Here is a 17,532-nt window from a genome sequence, read left to right as displayed (position 1 = left end):
TCGGCGGCTGCTACAAGGGATCGTTGTTCAAAGTGGGCTTACTCGCCCCAGACGTCCTTCAAGACGTTGACCCAGTTCTCGCCCATGATCTTGCGCACCACGCGCTCTGAATGGCCGCGCTTGAGCAGGGTTTCGGTCAGGTTCGGGAACTCGCCGACGGTGCGGATGCCCAGCGGGTTGATGATCTTGCCGAAGCTGGTCAGGCGGCGGGCGTAGCCCTTGTCATGGGTCAGGTATTCGAAGAAGTCCTGGCCATGGCCCTGGGTGAAGTCGGTGCCGATGCCGATGGCGTCTTCGCCGACGATGTTCATGGTGTATTCGATGGCTTCGGCGTAGTCGTCGATGGTCGAATCGATGCCCTTGGCCAGGAACGGCGCGAACATGGTCACGCCGACGAAACCGCCGTGATCGGCGATGAACTTCAGTTCTTCATCGGACTTGTTGCGCGGGTGGACTTTCAGGCCCGACGGCAGGCAATGGGAGTAGCAGACCGGCTTCTTGGATTCGAGGATGACTTCTTCGGAGGTTTTCGAGCCGACGTGGGACAGGTCGCACATGACGCCGACGCGGTTCATCTCGGCGACGATTTCACGACCGAAACCCGACAGCCCGCCATCACGCTCGTAGCAACCGGTGCCAACCAGGTTCTGGGTGTTGTAGCACATCTGCACGATACCGACGCCCAGCTGCTTGAACACCTCGACATAGCCGATCTGGTCTTCAAAGGCGTGAGCATTCTGGAAGCCGAACAGGATGCCGGTCTTGCCCTGCTCTTTAGCCTTGCGGATATCGGCGGTGGTGCGCACTGGAATCACCAGGTCGCTGTTTTCGCGGATCAGCTTCTGGCTGGCGGCGATATTGTTGACGGTGGCCTGGAAGCCCTCCCACACCGACACGGTGCAGTTGGCCGCGGTCAGACCGCCCTTGCGCATGTCTTCGAACAGCTCACGGTTCCACTTGGCAATAATCAGACCGTCGATAACGATGCTGTCGGCGTGCAATTCGGCTGGGCTCATCAGGCTGTCCCCTATTAGCGATTCATGCGCCGAATCGTGTGCCGGCGCTTTGGGGCCAGCATATGCCTGAGGGAGGGGGCAGCCGGGTGCAAAAACGACAGGGGGTTTGCCGAAAGCGTCAATCCGCGACAAAGGGTCGTCGACAGACGACATGGGCCACCTGTTCAAGGGCCTGCGCATGAGCCAGAATTCGCGCCATTACTGGATGCTTCACTGGAAAAAGGGGCGGCGGCGCAATGAAATCGATCTTCCTGGCTTTGGCACTGATAGCGACCGGCGTACACGCGGCTGAAGAAGCTGACGATAACCCCTGCGACAAAGTCGAAAACGAGGTCCAGACCCTGGAATGCTCGGTCTACAGCAGAAGCGCCGCCGAAGACCTGCTGAGCGAAAACTACAAGAGCCTGGCTGATCGCATGCAAATGCTCTACGAAAAGAACCCGGCGCAACTGACCGACATCACCGCCAAGCTCAAGGCTGCTCAACAGCAGTGGCTGAAGACCCGGGATGCGGATTGCGCAGTCGAAGCGTTTCCGGCGACGAGCGGTAGCAAGGCGTTCACCATTGCGCAGAATGACTGTGTGGCGCGGATGAGTGACGAGCGGTCGGAGTTTTTGGAGTCGATTGGGCAGGAGTAAGTACAGTCCTCCTAACTAACAGATACAAACGTAACGGCAATCAACTCGACAAGGAGTCAAACAACCATGACTGAATCGACAAAAACCAAAGCAATAGCACGACGTGTATTACAGTACATTCGCGAAAACCCAGAAATCAGAAGCAATGACGAAGAGTTAACCTGCAAAATAGCAGAAATCCTAAGAGATCTAAATTGGAAACACTACTTCCCCAAAGACATCGAAGAGTATTTTGAAAGATACATCTACGACGTTTTCCACACTAATCGGCGCTTATCATTACAACTTGAAGAGCTAGACAAGAAACTATCTCGCACTATAAATATAGAGCCATTTCACTGCCCCCTAAACGGCGGAGGAAGCAGCACAAGCCCCACTGAGTTAATTGTCGCAGGCGGAAGTTCCAATAGCGCTATCGAAAAGGGCAGAAAACAATCCGATACCATACTAAAAAAATGGTTAGAAAACTCCTCAAAAGTCCACATCATTGATCCTTACATTTTCAAGCGGTCGCACAGCAAAAAAGAAACCAAGGATGAATCGCTAGTCCTCGACCGCAAATACATTGAAGATCTACTCGATGTAATAGGAAGAGACAAGGAGGTTGACTTCATCTACAAATCAAAAATTAGCGGCGATACAAAAATCTCACCGACTATTGCCAATATTGTCGAAACCAGCATATCAAAACAAAACTTAAAAGCGAAATTTTGGGTGGCGCCAGACTTACATGATCGTATTTGGATAAGTGAAGACAGCAAGGGTAACACATCAGCAAAAGTGCTTGGCACTTCTCGAGACGGAATAGGAAAGCGCCCAACATATATTCTCGACATGCCACCCGAAGACATAAGAGAGTATTGGAAATACGTTAAACACCTCAAAGAAATATCTCAAAAAAACAATAGCCGCCCCACGCACTACAAACCAGAAAACACAAAGAAAACTGAAAATTCATAACACCCAGAAACCTCAATTTATACTCTCCGTCGCAATTAGCATTAAGAATTACAAGGCCTCCCATGAAAATCTGCGGCATCGAAATAAAAGGCAGCGAAGCGATCATCGCCGTGGCCTCCCTCGACGATAAGGTGCTGAGCCACGTCGCATTGACCACCAAGAAAATAGCTCTCGATGATGACGACGAGGCGGCGAACGTCAAAATCTTTGCCGCTCAGGTTGCGTCGTTTGTGCGTGAAAATTCCATCGACCGGATCGCGATCAAGAAACGCAGCAAGAAAGGCGAATTCGCCGGTGGGCCGACGACGTTCAAGATCGAGGGAGTTTTTCAGTTGCTGGAGAGTTGCGAGGTCACGCTGCTGTCGCCGCAGACGATCAATGCGCAGAACAAGAAATTTGATTTTGAGCTGCCGGCGACATTGAACAAGTATCAACATGAGGCGTACAAGGCGGCTTGCTCTGCCTTGGTTAAAGGCAGCTGACCTCTTCAATCCGAAAAGCAAACTCCATAGCAAGGAAGAAAACAATGTCGAATTCCACGCCAACCAATAAGGGTGCAATTGCTACACCCGGTGAGCTGAATCTACGGACGGCGCGATCACTTACAGAGTTTCTTGATTTAATCGACGAGATCAAACCAGAAATCCCTGGGACACTCTGGTTTCGTGGCCAGTCGAACGCCAGTTATCGTCTCACGCCCGGTGTCCTTCGCGAGACCATCACCACCACGGACTGGATGGGGCAGAATATTAAGCCAGGGCAAATTCAAACTTCATCCGGTGGTGGTGTTTCCGGTCTCAGCGCAGAACGATTGCTGGAGACATTTAAGCGCCAAGCAAGACCGTTTCTGGATCATGCCCCCGCCAACGATTTCGAGTGGATGTTCATTGCCCAGCATCATGGTTTGCCGACACGACTCCTAGACTGGTCGACTAATGCCCTGGTCGCACTTTTTTTTGCCGTGCAGCAAGCTAAAGCTCATGAGGGAGATGGATTCGAACAGTGTAATAACTTCCTTGATGACCATCTTAATGAAGACGGGTTTGCAGTATTCATCATTGACCCTGAAAAAATAAACCGCGAGGCTTATAGAGCCACAGGCCCAATTGATATGGCTGCTAACGCCACACGCTGGGCTGACTGGATCAATCCGATGGAATCGAACAAATCTATCGATTTTCCGGTATGTATTTCTGCGCCACACATGACAAACAGAATTAGAGCTCAATCCGGGGCATTCACGCTGCATGGTAGATTCACTCATCCTCTAGATTATTACACCGCGTTGAGACCCCACATCACCAAAATATTCATTCCATTTACAGCGACTACCGCAATTAGAAACAGCTTGGCTCAGGTCGGCATTACCGAAAGTTTCATCTATCCCGAACTGGATGCGATAGTTCGGGATATCGTTCGTATAGAGACCGCCAAATTCAAACATTGGTTAGCTCAACGTACGGACAATGATGTAAAAGAGTGAGTGGCATATACTTCCTCGGTAGCGCTCGCACCGAAAACATATGATTTTCTTAATCGAGACGTTCGGGTGGGATCTGTTTAAACGACCTCCCGCCCATCCCCGAGCCGCCGGCGGTCTTCCCGCGGACACCGCTCAAACCGCGCCCGATAGCTGCGGGTGAAATACGACGGCGATTCAAACCCGCACGCGATACTCACTTCCAGCACGCTCATGTCCGTTTGGCGCAGTAACTGTTGGGCCTTCTCCAGCCGCAAGCGCAGGTAGAAGTTGCTCGGTGTGTCGTTCAGGTGCAGGCGAAACAATCGCTCCAGTTGCCGTCGGGTGACCTTGATCGATTCCGCCAGCTCCAGCGTACTGAGCGGCGGCTCGCTGTGCTGTTCCATCTCCCCAATCACGTGAACAAGTTTCTTGTTGCTGATGCCATACCGCGTGGCGACTTCCATGCGCTGGTGGTCTTTGCGCGGGCGGATACGGCCGAGTACGAATTGTTCGCTGACCTGGATCGCCAGTTCCGGGCCGTGGGCCTGGGCGATAAGGTCGAGCATCAGGTCGATGGACGCGGTGCCGCCGGCGGAGGTAATGCGCCGGCGGTCGATCTCGAACAGCTCCTGGGTGACGCTCAGCTGCGGGTAGGACTCCTTGAAGGCGTCGATGGCTTCCCAGTGCAGGGTCAGGCGATGGCCGTCGAGAAGGCCCGCTTCGGCGAGGATGAAACTGCCGGTGTCGATGGCGCCGAGGGTCACACCTTCGTTATCCAGGCGGCGCAGCCAGTGCTCCAGGGCCGGGGTGGTGAACTTCAGCGGTTCGAATCCGGCGATTACCAGCAAGGTTGCGCCTTTCTTCAGCGGTTCCAGCGCCGCATCGGCGTTGACCGACATGCCGTTGCTGGCCAATACCGCCCCGCCGTCCGCGCTGAGTACATGCCAGCGGTAGAGCTCGCCACGAAAACGATTGGCGACCCGCAACGGCTCGATGGCCGAGATAAATCCAATCGCCGAGAAACCCGGCATCAACAAGAAGTAGAAATCCTGGGACATGGAGCGCACTCGCTTAGCAGGTAAAAAGAGGCCAGGTAACGAGAGGCGGGTACCGTGTGGACGTTGATACGCCACTTGCACGCGCCATTCAAGAGCGCAGGTCGCCGCAGTGCAAGAGCTGGTCGCCGCAGTGCGTTTTCACAGGGCCTTAGCTGCGTAACTTGGCATCACCGGCACACAAAGATGCCGGAACCCACAATAACGTCTGCCGAGGAACCCGACATGAAACGACTGATCAGCAGCTGTGTTCTTGCACTCAGCGGTACCGCTTTCCTGAGCGCCAGCGTCATGGCGGCCGAACCTGCTTCATGCCAGAACGTGCGCATGGGCGTGGTGAACTGGACCGACGTGATCGCCACCAGTGCCATGACCCAAGTCCTGCTCGATGGCCTCGGCTACAACACCAAACAAACCAGCGCATCCCAGCAAATCATCTTCGCCGGGATCCGCGACCAGCGCCTGGACTTGTTCCTCGGTTACTGGAACCCGCTAATGACCCAGACCATCACCCCGTTCGTCGATGCCAAGCAAGTCGAAGTGCTGGAAGCACCGAGCCTCAAGGATGCTCGCGCCACCCTCGCCGTGCCGACTTACCTCGCCGACAAAGGCCTGAAAACCTTTGCCGACATCGCCAAGTTTGAAAAGGAACTGGGCGGCAAAATCTACGGCATCGAGCCTGGCTCGGGCGCCAATACCCAGATCAAGGCAATGATCGCCAAGAACCAGTTTGGCCTTGGCAAGTTCCAGTTGGTCGAGTCCAGTGAGGCCGGCATGCTCGCGGCGGTGGATCGCGCCGTGCGACGCAAGGAGGCCGTGGTGTTCTTCGGCTGGGCGCCGCACCCGATGAACGTCAACGTGCAAATGACTTACCTCACTGGCAGCGAAGACGCCCTCGGCCCGAACGAAGGCATGGCCACGGTCTGGACCGTCACCGCGCCGAAATACGCCGAACAATGCCCGAACATCGGTCGTTTGCTGAGCAACCTGACCTACACCGCCGAAGACGAGAGCCGGATGATGCAGCCATTGCTGGATCACAAGGACGCTTTCGAGTCGGCCAAGCAATGGCTCAAGGATCACCCGCAAGACAAGCAACGCTGGCTCGAAGGCGTAACCACCTTCGATGGCAAACCCGCCGCTGAAAACCTGAAACTGACCAGTAAATAAACCCGATTGAACCACCGACTCGCAGCCCGACCGGGCTGCGAACGGAATCATCACGCCTGCAAGGAACCCGCCTCATGAACCACGACGTCATCATCACCTGCGCACTCACCGGTGCTGGCGACACGACCAGCAAGAGCCCACACGTGCCGGTCACCCCGAAACAAATCGCCGCAGCCGCCGTGGAAGCCGCCAAGGCTGGCGCCACGGTCGTTCACTGCCACGTTCGTAACCCCGAAACCGGAAAATTCAGCCGTGATGTCGCGCTGTATCGCGAAGTGATGGAGCGCATCCGCGAGGCGGACGTGGACATCATCGTCAACCTCACCGCCGGCATGGGCGGCGACCTGGAAATCGGTGCGGGCGAGAACCCGATGGAGTTCGGCCCGAACACCGACCTGGTCGGCCCGCTGACCCGTCTGGCCCACGTTGAAGCACTGCTGCCGGAAATCTGCACCCTCGATTGCGGCACCCTGAACTTCGGCGACGGCGACACCATTTACGTGTCCACCCCGGCGCAGCTGCGGGCTGGCGCCAAACGCATTCAAGAGCTGGGAGTAAAGGCCGAGCTGGAAATTTTCGATACCGGTCACCTGTGGTTCGCCAAACAGTTGATCAAGGAAGGCCTGCTCGACGATCCGCTGTTCCAGCTCTGCCTGGGCATTCCGTGGGGTGCGCCGGCTGATACCACCACCATGAAAGCCATGGTCGACAACCTGCCCGCCAATGCGGTCTGGGCCGGCTTCGGCATCGGTCGCATGCAGATGCCGATGGCGGCCCAAGCGGTGCTACTCGGCGGCAACGTGCGGGTCGGCCTGGAAGACAACATCTGGCTGGACAAGGGCGTCCTGGCGACCAACGGCCAACTGGTCGAACGCGCCTCGGAAATCCTCAGCCGCCTCGGCGCCCGTGTTCTGACCCCGGCGGAAGGCCGGGCAAAAATGGGCCTGACCAAGCGCGGTTGACCCTTACACACTTTCCCCCTGTGGGAGTGAGCCTGCTCGCGATAGCGGTTTACCTGCCTCAATTGATGCATCGGATGTACCGACGCCATCGCGAGCAGGCTCGCTCCCACAGTTTTTTCCGAGCCAAATTCAGGAAGTGACCATGAGCTTTATCACTGAAATCAAAACCTTCGCCGCCCTGGGCAGCGGTGTCATCGGCAGCGGTTGGGTATCCCGCGCCCTCGCCCACGGCCTCGACGTGGTGGCCTGGGACCCGGCGCCCGGCGCTGAAGCCGCGCTGCGCAAACGCGTCGCCAATGCCTGGGGCGCGTTGGAGAAACAGGGCCTTGCGCCAGGCGCATCGCAGGATCGGTTGCGCTTTGTCGCCACTATCGAAGAATGCGTTCGCGATGCGGATTTTATTCAGGAAAGCGCCCCCGAGCGTCTGGACCTGAAACTGGAACTGCACGCCAAAATCAGCGCGGCGGCCAAGCCCAATGCCTTGATCGGTTCCAGTACTTCCGGCCTGTTGCCGAGCGAGTTCTACGAGAGCTCGACGCACCCGGAACGCTGCGTCGTCGGCCACCCGTTCAACCCGGTTTACCTGCTGCCGCTGGTGGAAGTGGTGGGCGGAAAAAACACCGCGCCGCAAGCGGTTCAAGCGGCCATGAAAGTCTATGAATCCTTGGGCATGCGTCCGCTGCACGTGCGCAAGGAAGTACCCGGTTTTATCGCTGACCGCTTGCTCGAAGCGCTCTGGCGTGAGGCGCTGCACCTGGTCAACGACGGTGTGGCGACCACCGGCGAAATCGATGATGCGATTCGCTTTGGCGCGGGGCTGCGCTGGTCGTTCATGGGCACGTTCTTGACGTACACCCTGGCGGGTGGCGATGCGGGCATGCGGCACTTCATGGCGCAATTCGGGCCGGCATTGCAGTTGCCGTGGACGTATCTGCCGGCGCCGGAGCTGACCGACAAGTTGATTGATGATGTGGTGGATGGCACCAGCGATCAGTTGGGCACGCACAGCATTTCCGCGCTGGAGCGCTATCGTGATGATTGCTTGCTGGCAGTGCTGGAGGCGGTGAAGACCACCAAAGAGAAGCATGGGATGGCCTTCAGCGAATAAGCCTCCCCACTGATCGTTCCCACGCTCTGCGTGGGAATGCAGCCCGGGACGCTCCGCGTCCCAAAAGCGGACGCAGAGCGTCCATTGAGGCATTCCCACGCGGAGCCTGGGAACGATCAACCCCGATCATGCCTGGAGAGAATCATGTCCACCCTCACCACCTACCAAACCAAAATCATCCCCGACTGGGTCGACTACAACGGCCACTTGCGCGACGCTTTCTACCTGCTGATTTTCAGCTATGCCACCGATGCGCTGATGGATCGTCTGGGCATGGACAGCACCAACCGCGAAGCCAGCGGCAACTCGCTGTTCACCCTCGAACTGCACCTCAATTACCTGCACGAAGTGAAGCTCGACGCCGACGTCGAAGTGCACACCCAAATCATCGGCCACGACAGCAAACGCCTGCACCTCTATCACAGCCTGCATCGGGTGGGCGACGACAAGGAGCTGGCGGGCAATGAACAAATGCTGCTGCACGTCGATCTTGCCGGGCCGCGCTCCGCACCGTTCAGCGAAGACACCTTGAGCAAGCTGCAAGCCATCGTCGCCGAGCAAACCGACCTTCCCGCCCCCGACTACATTGGCCGAGTGATCGCGTTACCCCCTAAAAAATAACAAGGAGATCGCCATTGAACACCGCCGCCGCTTTTGCCGACTTCCGTACCTACCCGTTGATCAGCGCGTTGACCGCCGTAGACACCCTGGCGGACCGAATTCAAGTGAAGTGGGCCGATGACCGTGTCAGCCCGTTTCATCATCAGTGGCTGCGGGACAACTGTCCGTGCCCGCTGTGCGTCTACACCGTAACCCGCGAGCAAGTGCTGGAAATCGTCGATGTCGCCGAGAACCTGAAGCCCTCGAATGTCAGCATTGATGCCGAAGGCTGTCTGCGTGTCGATTGGCAGGACGGCCATCTCAGCCGCTTCGATCCTGGCTGGCTACGGGCCCACGCCTACGACGACGAGTCCCGTGCCGAGCGCCGGGCCGCGAAGCCCAAAAGCCAGCTCTGGCACAGCAACCTGACGCTGCCGGTGTTCGACTATCAGGCGTTGATGAACGACAACGACGCCTTGCTGCAATGGCTGCTGGCGGTGCGCGATAGCGGCCTGACTCAGGTCCGCGGCGTGCCCACCGAGCCGGGCTCGTTGAAGTTGATTGCCCAGCGGATTTCCTTCATTCGCGAGAGCAATTTTGGCGTGCTGTTCAACGTGCAATCCAGGGCCGATGCCGACAGCAATGCCTACACCGCTTTCAACCTGCCGCTGCACAGCGACCTGCCGACCCGGGAGTTGCAACCGGGGCTGCAATTTCTGCATTGCCTGGTGAATGACGCCGAAGGGGGCGAGAGTATTTTCGTCGACGGTTTTGCCATTGCCGAAGCCTTGCGCGATGAAGATCCCGAGGCGTTCAAAAGCCTTTGCGAAATCCCGGTGGAGTTTCGCAACAAAGACCGTCACAGCGACTACCGCTGTCTCGCGCCGATCATCGCGCTGGATGCCTTTGGGCAGGTTTCGGAAATTCGCATGGCGAACTTTCTGCGCGGTCCGTTCGATGCGTCGGTCGAGCAGATGCCCGCGCTCTATCACGCCTACCGCCGCTTTATTGCGATGACCCGGGAAGCGCGATTCCGCGTGATGACGCGGTTAAACCCAGGCGAAATGTGGTGTTTCGACAACCGCCGCACCCTCCACGCCCGCAACGCCTTCGACCCTGCTACTGGCGCCCGGCATTTTCAGGGTTGTTATGTGGATCGGGATGAGTTGTTGTCGCGGATTTTGGTGCTGCAACGGTAGACCGCGTTATCGTTCATCGCGGGCAAGCCACGCTCCCACAGGTTATTCGCAATTCCTGTGGGAGTGAGCCTGCTCGCGATGGCATCAGCCCAGACACCACATTCCTTCCTGATTCACAGGCAAAAAAAACCCCGATCAAGCCGTGACAGGATCGGGGCAGAGGTGGGTACTGTTGAGGAGCCGTTTGCGCGAGGGTGACCAAACCTTCGTGAAGCCAGCTGATCCCAGTGTGCCCACTCCCAGCCATAGCAAGTTAGCCGAAAACGACCTGTTCATAGGTATTGCGGCCATTGCGACAAATCGTCCTTGCCGCCACTCCGTACCCCTATGAGAATCGAACCACGACACCGTTCCCTGAAGAAGGATTGCGTCATGATGCACGCCGATTTGATTGACCAGGAAGACCTGTTGGGCCAGCTGAAATCGTTGGGTTTTCAAGTACCGAGTGGCTCTACAGCTGCGCAAGCTTGTGAATGCGCAGTGCGAGGTTTGAACGATGAACGGGCGATGACGCTGCGGACCATGGTCAAGCAGATGTACACCAGCAGCGCGACCATCCTGCCGGCCGTGCGACAGGCCATCGACAAACAACTGCTGCCGGCGTTGGCGGAGTATCAGCAAAGCCGTAGCGCCTGATTTCCAGGGTAGTGATCGTTCCCACGCTCTGCGTGGGAATGCAGCCCGGGACGCTCCGCGTCCCTGCCGAAGCGGACGCAGAGCGTCCATTGAGGCATTCCCACGCAGAGCGTGGGAACGATCAGAGCATCAAAGCCTTACGCTGGCGAACGTCGACTCGTTACGCGCCTGGCTCAGCGCCGACAACGGCCCGGACAACGGCGACAGCACCAGTGCTTGCGGCAGCGGCATCATCGCCACTTGTTGCGTGGTGTTGGAACCCACGCGCTCGTCACGTGGCGGAATGCCGAAGTATTCGCGGTAGCACTTGGAGAAGTGCGGCGTGGACACGAAGCCACACACCGACGCCACTTCGATGATCGACATCGGCGTTTGCTTGAGCAACTGCCGTGCGCGGATCAAGCGCAGCTTGAGGTAGTAACGCGACGGCGAGCAGTGCAGGTATTTCTGGAACAGCCGCTCCAGCTGACGACGCGACACGGCGACATACACCGCCAATTCGTCGAGGTCGATCGGCTCTTCGAGGTTGGCCTCCATCAGCGCGACGATTTCCTGCAACTTCGGCTGGTTGGTGCCGAGCATGTGCTTGAGCGGCACACGCTGGTGATCCTGCTCGTTGCGGATGCGTTCGTAGACAAACATCTCCGAAATCGCGGCGGACAGTTCACGGCCGTGATCGCGGCTGATCAGGTGCAGCATCATGTCCAGCGGCGCAGTACCGCCGGAGCTGGTGAAACGGTTACGGTCGAGGGTGAACAACCGGGTGCTCATGGCCACACGCGGAAACGCTTCCTGCATGGCGGCCAGGCATTCCCAGTGCACGCTGCAATCAAAACCGTCCAGCAAGCCGGCGCAGGCCAGGGCCCAGCTACCGGTGCAGACTGCGCCCAGACGCTTGGACTGACGCGCCTGGCTTTGCAGCCATGACACGTGTTCACGGGTGACAGTGCGCTGGATGCCGATACCGCCACAGACAATGATGGTGTCCATCGGAGGCGCTTTGTGCATGGAGCAGTCGGGAGTGATCTGCAGACCGTCACTGGCCCAGACCTGGCCACCGTCGACGGTCAGTGTGGTCCAGCGATACAGCTCGCGGCCGGACAGTTGGTTGGCCATGCGCAGGGGTTCTACTGCGGAGGCCAGAGAAATAAGCGTGAAATTGTCCAGCAGCAGAAAGCCGATGGATTGAGGCGCACGGTTCTGGGGTTGGGCCCCGGAGTTGAACGTCGTCATCGCGGTATCTCCTCACACAAAGCGGGTGATGGCCTCAGGCGGAGGCTCTTTTTATTGCCATCGTTCTCGCGTGGGAGACGGGCTTTGTAATGACAGAGCAATTGCCATGCCTAAAATTGAATGGCTGTTCAATAACTCCTGAAAACGACGTCGCACCGCGTCTATATAAGCCGCGTCGCGAGTAGGGGTTATAAGTGCCATTATCGGCGGGAGAGGCTCTGCCCCGTTGGGCGTGAGCAAATCGGTAGCACTTGTGGGAACAGGGCTACAGCGACCTGGAGAAGAGTGTCACCGCAAGCACAGGTGACAGGCGGTAATGGCCAACTTGGATCCCGGATCGGGCAAGGGGCTTATCTGTAAGCGACGCTCCAAAACGTGGCGCGTTTTGAATCGGGTGTTCACTTTGTGCGCAGTTTTGACTGGTCTTCATGGGTAATTAGCTTTCTGTGGCGAGGGAGCTTGCTCCCGCTCGGCTGCGTAGCAGTCGTAAAGATTTTAGGGCCGCTTCGCGCCCCAGCGGGAGCAAGCTCCCTCGCCACAGATACTCATTCCACCAGAGAGTTAAAGGGTCTCAGCACTCAACCGCGCTAACCGCCAACCCACCGCGCGATGTCTCTTTGTATTTGTCATGCATGTCGGCACCGGTATCACGCATCGTGCGGATCACCCGATCCAGCGAGATAAAGTGCTGACCGTCGCCACGCAGCGCCATCTGCGCTGCGTTGATGGCCTTCACCGCGGCAATCGCATTGCGCTCGATGCACGGCACTTGCACCAGCCCGCCCACCGGGTCGCAGGTCAGGCCGAGGTTGTGTTCCAGACCGATTTCCGCCGCGTTGCACAGCTGCTCCGGTGTCGCCCCCAGAATCTCCGCCAGCCCAGCTGCCGCCATGGCGCAGGCCGAACCGACTTCGCCCTGGCAACCGACTTCGGCACCGGAAATCGAAGCGTTCTTCTTGCACAGAATCCCGACCGCCGCCGCACTGAGGAAATAGTCGACTACGTTGGCCTCGGTCACCACTTCGCTGAACTTCATAAAGTAGTGCAGCACCGCCGGAATGATCCCCGCCGCGCCATTGGTCGGCGCCGTGACCATGCGCCCGCCGGCGGCGTTTTCCTCGTTGACGGCCAAGGCGAACAAATTCACCCATTCCATGGCGCTCAAGGTCGAGCCGATCACGTTGGGCTTGTTCAACTCTTGCAGGCTGCGGTGCAGTTTGGCCGCGCGACGACGCACATTCAGGCCACCGGGCAAGATGCCTTCGTGTTTGAGGCCTTGTTCGACGCAATCTTGCATGGCGCGCCAGAGTGTCATCAGGCCAGCGCGAATTTCTTCCTCGCTGCGCCAGACTTTCTCGTTGGCCAGCATCAACTCTGCAACGCGCAGGTTGTGCTGCTTGCAGAGACTGAGCAGCTCGACGGCACTGGAGAAGTCGTACGGCAACACGGTGCGATCCAGATCGACCACGCCGCTGGAAGCCTGTGCCTCATCGACGACAAAACCGCCGCCGATGGAATAGTAGGTGTCGCGATGCAGTTCGCCGTCATCACCTTCGACGATCAGCGTCATGGCGTTAGGGTGGAACGGCAGGTTCTCGTCGATGAGGCGCATGTCGCGGGCCCAGATGAACGGCACCGGCAAACGACTGTCGAGCAACAGCGTTTGGGTTTCGCGCAGGGTTTCGATGCGAATGCCGATTTGCGACGGATCGATCGCGTCCGGCCATTCGCCCATCAGGCCCATGATCACCGCGTTGTCGCTGCCGTGACCGATGCCGGTGGCCGACAACGAACCATAAAGCTGAACCTCGACGCGCCGTACTTGTTCCAAAAGCCCCTGCTCACGCAAACCTTGCACGAACAACGCCGCGGCCCGCATTGGCCCCACGGTGTGCGAACTGGAAGGGCCGATGCCGATTTTGAACAGGTCGAAAACACTGATAGCCATTACTGCCGAACTCCTGGATGTGCCAACTCCAGACGCCAAAAGCGCCCAGTGACGGAGCTGCTACGCTCAAGCTGCAATCCGCCGAGATGGCCGCATCATCAGGCTTTTGTCATGTCGTTCGACGTCTCACACCGACGCACTCATGCCCACAAACGCCGCGAGGCGCGGACGCTACGTTTTCGCCGTTTTTTTGCAGATCAGAGAGGCAAAGTGGGCTGAAAAAAGCTGTAAACGACGTCACCGACACTGGATGCGACCATCCCTGTACTGGTTACGACGCACCCTGTAGGCGTCAGATTTTCACTGGTACATGATCGTATCGACTCGATTGCAAGGCGCCGTGGTAGAGATGTCTCCAAAACGCCATCCAACCGCAACCTATAAGTGCGGTGGTCCAGTCGGAACACTGCCAAAAAAAACACCAAGGAGTCGCCCTTTATGAAAGGTTCCCCGTCGTTGTTGTTGGCCGCCATGCTGAGTCTGCCGTTTCTGGCTCAAGCCGCAGAACCGGCCCAATGCAGCACCGTAAACTTCTCAGATGTCGGCTGGACTGACATTACCGTCACCACCGCCACTACCAGCGTCGTTCTCGAGGCCCTTGGCTACAAGACCAAAACCACGATGATTTCCGTTCCGGTGACCTACAAGTCCCTGGCCGATGGCAAGAACATGGACGTGTTCCTGGGTAACTGGATGCCGACCATGGAAAACGACATCAAGGCCTACCGCGATGCCGGTACCGTGGAGACAGTGCGCGCTAATCTGGAAAACGCAAAATACACACTCGCCGTCCCCGAAGAGTTGTATAACAAAGGTCTGAAAGATTTCGCCGACATCGCCAAGTTCAAGAAAGAACTCGACGGCAAGATCTACGGTATCGAACCAGGCAACGACGGTAACCGCCTGATCCAGAGCATGATCGACAAGAACGCCTTCGGCTTGAAAGACGCCGGCTTCAAGGTGGTCGAATCCAGCGAGGCAGGCATGCTCTCGCAAGTCGATCGCGCCCAGCGCCGCAACACCGCCGTGGTGTTCCTGGGCTGGGAACCACACCCGATGAACACGCGTTTCAAGATGAAGTACCTGACCGGCGGCGACGACTTTTTCGGCCCGAACTTCGGCCAGGCAACCATCTTCACCAACACCCGCAAGGGCTACGCACAGGAATGCAGCAACGTTGGACAGTTGCTGAAAAACCTGGTGTTCACCCTCGACATGGAAAGCACGCTAATGGGCAACGTCCTGGACGACAAAATGAAGCCTGACGCGGCCGCCAAGGCCTGGCTGAAAAAGAATCCACAGGTGCTCGATACCTGGCTCGCTGGCGTAACCACCATTGACGGTAAACCAGGCCTGGAGGCCGTGAAAACCAAGCTCGCGCAGCCTTGAATTAGGAAGCATCGCTTACGCCGGGCGAGTTCGCTCGCCCGGGCTGTTTATTTCCTTGCATGCGGACGTTCACTACCATGCTGATTGATCAGAAAATACCTTTAGGCCAGTACATTGCGGGCTTCGTTGAATGGTTGACGCAAAACGGCGCCAACACCTTCGACGCAATCGCCGTGTCACTGGAAACGATGATCCACGGCGTGACTTTCGCGCTGACCTGGTTCAACCCGCTGGCATTGATCGGCCTTATCGCGTTACTGGCACACTTCATTCAACGCAAATGGGGCCTGACCGTTTTTGTCGTCGCCTCCTTCCTGCTGATCCTCAATCTGGGGTACTGGCAGGAAACCATGGAAACCCTCGCCCAGGTGTTGTTCGCCACCCTGGTGTGCGTATTGATCGGCGTGCCGTTGGGCATCGTCGCTGCGCACAAACCGATGTTCTACACAGTGATGCGGCCGGTGCTCGATCTGATGCAGACCGTGCCGACCTTCGTGTACCTCATTCCTACCCTGACCCTCTTCGGTCTGGGTGTGGTCCCGGGTCTGATTTCTACGGTGGTGTTCGCGATTGCCGCACCTATCCGCCTGACTTACCTGGGTATTCGCGATGTCCCGGAAGAATTGATGGACGCTGGCAAGGCCTTTGGCTGCTCGCGACGTCAGCTGCTCTCGCGAATCGAACTGCCCCACGCCATGCCAAGCATCGCGGCCGGTATCACCCAGTGCATCATGCTGTCGTTGTCGATGGTGGTGATTGCGGCACTGGTGGGCGCCGATGGCCTGGGCAAACCCGTGGTCAACGCACTGAACACTGCTGATATCGCTCTGGGCTTCGAAGCAGGCCTGGCGATCGTACTGCTGGCGATCATGCTCGACCGTATCTGCAAACAACCCGAAGCCAAAGTAGGGGGTGACGCATGAGCATTATTCGCTTCGAAGACGTCGACGTAATCTTCTCCAAAGACCCGCGCGAGGCCTTGAAACTCCTCGACCAAGGCATGACCCGTAACGAGATCCTGAAAAAGACCGGGCAGATCGTTGGCGTCGAAAAGGCCAGCCTGGATGTCGAAAAAGGTGAAATCTGCGTACTGATGGGCCTGTCCGGCTCCGGCAAGTCCAGCTTGCTGCGTTGCATCAACGGCCTCAACACCGTCAGCCGCGGCAAGTTGTTCGTCGAGCACGAAGGCAAGCAGATCGACATCGCGTCCTGCACCCCGGCAGAACTGAAAATGATGCGCACCAAGCGCATTGCGATGGTGTTCCAGAAGTTCGCCCTGATGCCTTGGCTGACCGTTCGCGAGAACATCAGCTTCGGTCTGGAAATGCAGGGTCGTCCGGAGAAAGAGCGGAAAAAACTGGTCGATGAAAAACTTGAGCTGGTGGGCCTGACCCAATGGCGTAACAAGAAACCCAACGAGCTGTCAGGTGGTATGCAACAACGCGTGGGCCTGGCCCGTGCCCTGGCGATGGACGCCGACATCCTGCTGATGGACGAACCGTTCTCGGCACTCGACCCACTGATCCGCCAAGGCCTGCAAGACGAACTGCTGGAACTGCAACGCAAGCTGAGCAAGACCATCGTTTTCGTGAGTCACGACCTCGATGAAGCCCTGAAGCTCGGCAGCCGTATCGCGATCATGAAAGACGGTCGGATCATTCAGTACAGCAAGCCGGAAGAGATCGTGCTGAACCCTGCGGACGATTACGTGCGCACCTTCGTCGCCCACACCAATCCGCTGAACGTACTGTGCGGTCGCAGCCTGATGCGCACCCTGGACAACTGCAAACGTATCAACGGTTCGGTATGCCTGGATCCGGGTGGCGATTCCTGGCTGGACCTGGCTGAAGGCAACACCATCAAAGGCGCACGCCAGAACGGCGCGAGTCTGGACCTGCAGAACTGGATCCCTGGGCAAGCCGTTGAAGGGCTGGGCCGTCGGCCGACGCTGGTGGATTCGAACATCGGCATGCGCGACGCGCTGCAGATTCGTTATCAGACGGGTAACAAGCTGGTGCTGCACGACAACAACAAGGTTGTCGGGATTCTTGGCGACAGCGAGCTGTATCACGCACTGCTCGGCAAGAACCTGGGGTAAGAAACAGCAGACACAAAAACGCCGCGAGAGATCGCGGCGTTTTTGTTTGCGGGATATT

The 17,532-nt window shown here is 57.7% G+C and carries 17 protein-coding genes; 13 read left to right on the top strand and 4 right to left on the bottom strand.

The features are described from left to right. Window positions 1–38: 38 nt before the first annotated feature. Window positions 39–1,016 (bottom strand): dipeptidase, encoded by a 978-nt coding sequence (locus tag ACQ4OB_RS15250; RefSeq protein ID WP_007907542.1) that lies wholly within the window; start codon window positions 1,014–1,016, stop codon window positions 39–41. Between the two features lie 236 nt (window positions 1,017–1,252). Here ACQ4OB_RS15250 and ACQ4OB_RS15245 point away from each other — a divergent pair, with 236 nt between their 5' ends. From ACQ4OB_RS15245 to ACQ4OB_RS15230, 4 genes are all read left to right on the top strand, one after another. Next, the gene (locus ACQ4OB_RS15245) at window positions 1,253–1,654 is read left to right on the top strand and encodes a lysozyme inhibitor LprI family protein (RefSeq protein WP_430955977.1); all 402 of its coding nucleotides are present in this window, start codon (window positions 1,253–1,255) and stop codon (window positions 1,652–1,654) included. Window positions 1,655–1,720: 66 nt separating this feature from the next. Then, window positions 1,721–2,614, top strand: coding sequence for a hypothetical protein (locus ACQ4OB_RS15240; RefSeq protein ID WP_430955976.1), 894 nt, complete (start codon window positions 1,721–1,723; stop codon window positions 2,612–2,614). Between the two features lie 62 nt (window positions 2,615–2,676). Next, window positions 2,677–3,096 carry a DUF3010 family protein gene (locus ACQ4OB_RS15235; protein ID WP_430955975.1) on the top strand — a complete coding sequence of 140 codons (420 nt, stop codon included), beginning with the start codon at window positions 2,677–2,679 and terminating at the stop codon, window positions 3,094–3,096. Window positions 3,097–3,140: 44 nt separating this feature from the next. After that, entirely contained in the window at window positions 3,141–4,097 is a 957-nt protein-coding gene (locus tag ACQ4OB_RS15230) for an FRG domain-containing protein (protein ID WP_430955974.1), read from the top strand. Window positions 4,098–4,174: 77 nt separating this feature from the next. On the opposite strand, the gene ACQ4OB_RS15225 is transcribed toward ACQ4OB_RS15230, so the two are convergent. After that, window positions 4,175–5,134: a GlxA family transcriptional regulator gene (locus ACQ4OB_RS15225; RefSeq protein WP_430955973.1), complete on the bottom strand. Its 960-nt coding sequence runs from the start codon at window positions 5,132–5,134 to the stop codon at window positions 4,175–4,177. A gap of 222 nt (window positions 5,135–5,356) precedes the next feature. Here ACQ4OB_RS15225 and ACQ4OB_RS15220 point away from each other — a divergent pair, with 222 nt between their 5' ends. The 6 genes from ACQ4OB_RS15220 (at window position 5,357) to ACQ4OB_RS15195 (ending at window position 10,806) form a co-directional block, all read left to right on the top strand. Continuing rightward, on the top strand, window positions 5,357–6,301 hold the full coding sequence (locus ACQ4OB_RS15220) for a choline ABC transporter substrate-binding protein (RefSeq protein WP_007907536.1): 945 nt from the start codon (window positions 5,357–5,359) through the stop codon (window positions 6,299–6,301). Between the two features lie 74 nt (window positions 6,302–6,375). Continuing rightward, window positions 6,376–7,263 (top strand): 3-keto-5-aminohexanoate cleavage protein, encoded by an 888-nt coding sequence (locus tag ACQ4OB_RS15215; RefSeq protein ID WP_008151915.1) that lies wholly within the window; start codon window positions 6,376–6,378, stop codon window positions 7,261–7,263. Between the two features lie 142 nt (window positions 7,264–7,405). Continuing rightward, window positions 7,406–8,371: an L-carnitine dehydrogenase gene (locus tag ACQ4OB_RS15210; protein WP_076029481.1), complete on the top strand. Its 966-nt coding sequence runs from the start codon at window positions 7,406–7,408 to the stop codon at window positions 8,369–8,371. A gap of 144 nt (window positions 8,372–8,515) precedes the next feature. Continuing rightward, entirely contained in the window at window positions 8,516–8,992 is a 477-nt protein-coding gene (locus ACQ4OB_RS15205; protein WP_076029480.1) for a thioesterase family protein, read from the top strand. 14 nt (window positions 8,993–9,006) lie between these two features. Then, a complete protein-coding gene (locus ACQ4OB_RS15200) occupies window positions 9,007–10,170 on the top strand; it encodes a gamma-butyrobetaine dioxygenase (RefSeq protein WP_430955972.1) in 1,164 nt (387 codons plus the stop codon). Between the two features lie 372 nt (window positions 10,171–10,542). Then, entirely contained in the window at window positions 10,543–10,806 is a 264-nt protein-coding gene (locus ACQ4OB_RS15195; protein ID WP_074871527.1) for a hypothetical protein, read from the top strand. A 129-nt stretch (window positions 10,807–10,935) separates the two neighbouring features. On the opposite strand, the gene ACQ4OB_RS15190 is transcribed toward ACQ4OB_RS15195, so the two are convergent. Further along, entirely contained in the window at window positions 10,936–12,039 is a 1,104-nt protein-coding gene (locus tag ACQ4OB_RS15190) for a GlxA family transcriptional regulator (protein WP_074871528.1), read from the bottom strand. Between the two features lie 571 nt (window positions 12,040–12,610). Beyond that, the gene (locus ACQ4OB_RS15185) at window positions 12,611–13,987 is read right to left on the bottom strand and encodes an L-serine ammonia-lyase (RefSeq protein ID WP_076029478.1); all 1,377 of its coding nucleotides are present in this window, start codon (window positions 13,985–13,987) and stop codon (window positions 12,611–12,613) included. Between the two features lie 438 nt (window positions 13,988–14,425). On the opposite strand from ACQ4OB_RS15185, the gene ACQ4OB_RS15180 reads away from it, so the two are divergent. The 3 genes from ACQ4OB_RS15180 (at window position 14,426) to choV (ending at window position 17,474) form a co-directional block, all read left to right on the top strand. Beyond that, window positions 14,426–15,376 (top strand): choline ABC transporter substrate-binding protein, encoded by a 951-nt coding sequence (locus tag ACQ4OB_RS15180; protein ID WP_076029477.1) that lies wholly within the window; start codon window positions 14,426–14,428, stop codon window positions 15,374–15,376. Between the two features lie 77 nt (window positions 15,377–15,453). Continuing rightward, on the top strand, window positions 15,454–16,299 hold the full coding sequence (choW, locus tag ACQ4OB_RS15175; RefSeq protein ID WP_074871533.1) for a choline ABC transporter permease subunit: 846 nt from the start codon (window positions 15,454–15,456) through the stop codon (window positions 16,297–16,299). Next, a complete protein-coding gene (choV, locus tag ACQ4OB_RS15170) occupies window positions 16,296–17,474 on the top strand; it encodes a choline ABC transporter ATP-binding protein (RefSeq protein ID WP_074871534.1) in 1,179 nt (392 codons plus the stop codon). Before choW ends, choV begins: the two co-directional genes overlap by 4 nt. Window positions 17,475–17,532 lie beyond the last annotated feature (58 nt).

The organism is Pseudomonas sp. ES4 (assembly GCF_050586665.1).
Lineage (GTDB): Bacteria > Pseudomonadota > Gammaproteobacteria > Pseudomonadales > Pseudomonadaceae > Aquipseudomonas > Aquipseudomonas frederiksbergensis.
The sequence above is the reverse complement of the archived record's forward strand: the minus strand, read 5'-3'. Positions and strand labels throughout refer to the sequence as shown.

Coding starts and splice junctions, on each gene's coding strand:
- ACQ4OB_RS15240 (WP_430955976.1), top strand. CDS start 1,721: ATGACTGAATCGACAAAAACCAAAGCAATAGCACGACGTGTATTACAG.
- ACQ4OB_RS15220 (WP_007907536.1), top strand. CDS start 5,357: ATGAAACGACTGATCAGCAGCTGTGTTCTTGCACTCAGCGGTACCGCT.
- ACQ4OB_RS15250 (WP_007907542.1), bottom strand. CDS start 1,016: ATGAGCCCAGCCGAATTGCACGCCGACAGCATCGTTATCGACGGTCTG.
- ACQ4OB_RS15230 (WP_430955974.1), top strand. CDS start 3,141: ATGTCGAATTCCACGCCAACCAATAAGGGTGCAATTGCTACACCCGGT.
- ACQ4OB_RS15215 (WP_008151915.1), top strand. CDS start 6,376: ATGAACCACGACGTCATCATCACCTGCGCACTCACCGGTGCTGGCGAC.
- ACQ4OB_RS15180 (WP_076029477.1), top strand. CDS start 14,426: ATGAAAGGTTCCCCGTCGTTGTTGTTGGCCGCCATGCTGAGTCTGCCG.
- ACQ4OB_RS15235 (WP_430955975.1), top strand. CDS start 2,677: ATGAAAATCTGCGGCATCGAAATAAAAGGCAGCGAAGCGATCATCGCC.
- ACQ4OB_RS15195 (WP_074871527.1), top strand. CDS start 10,543: ATGATGCACGCCGATTTGATTGACCAGGAAGACCTGTTGGGCCAGCTG.
- ACQ4OB_RS15245 (WP_430955977.1), top strand. CDS start 1,253: ATGAAATCGATCTTCCTGGCTTTGGCACTGATAGCGACCGGCGTACAC.
- choW (WP_074871533.1), top strand. CDS start 15,454: ATGCTGATTGATCAGAAAATACCTTTAGGCCAGTACATTGCGGGCTTC.
- ACQ4OB_RS15190 (WP_074871528.1), bottom strand. CDS start 12,039: ATGACGACGTTCAACTCCGGGGCCCAACCCCAGAACCGTGCGCCTCAA.
- ACQ4OB_RS15205 (WP_076029480.1), top strand. CDS start 8,516: ATGTCCACCCTCACCACCTACCAAACCAAAATCATCCCCGACTGGGTC.
- ACQ4OB_RS15210 (WP_076029481.1), top strand. CDS start 7,406: ATGAGCTTTATCACTGAAATCAAAACCTTCGCCGCCCTGGGCAGCGGT.
- ACQ4OB_RS15185 (WP_076029478.1), bottom strand. CDS start 13,987: ATGGCTATCAGTGTTTTCGACCTGTTCAAAATCGGCATCGGCCCTTCC.
- choV (WP_074871534.1), top strand. CDS start 16,296: ATGAGCATTATTCGCTTCGAAGACGTCGACGTAATCTTCTCCAAAGAC.
- ACQ4OB_RS15225 (WP_430955973.1), bottom strand. CDS start 5,134: ATGTCCCAGGATTTCTACTTCTTGTTGATGCCGGGTTTCTCGGCGATT.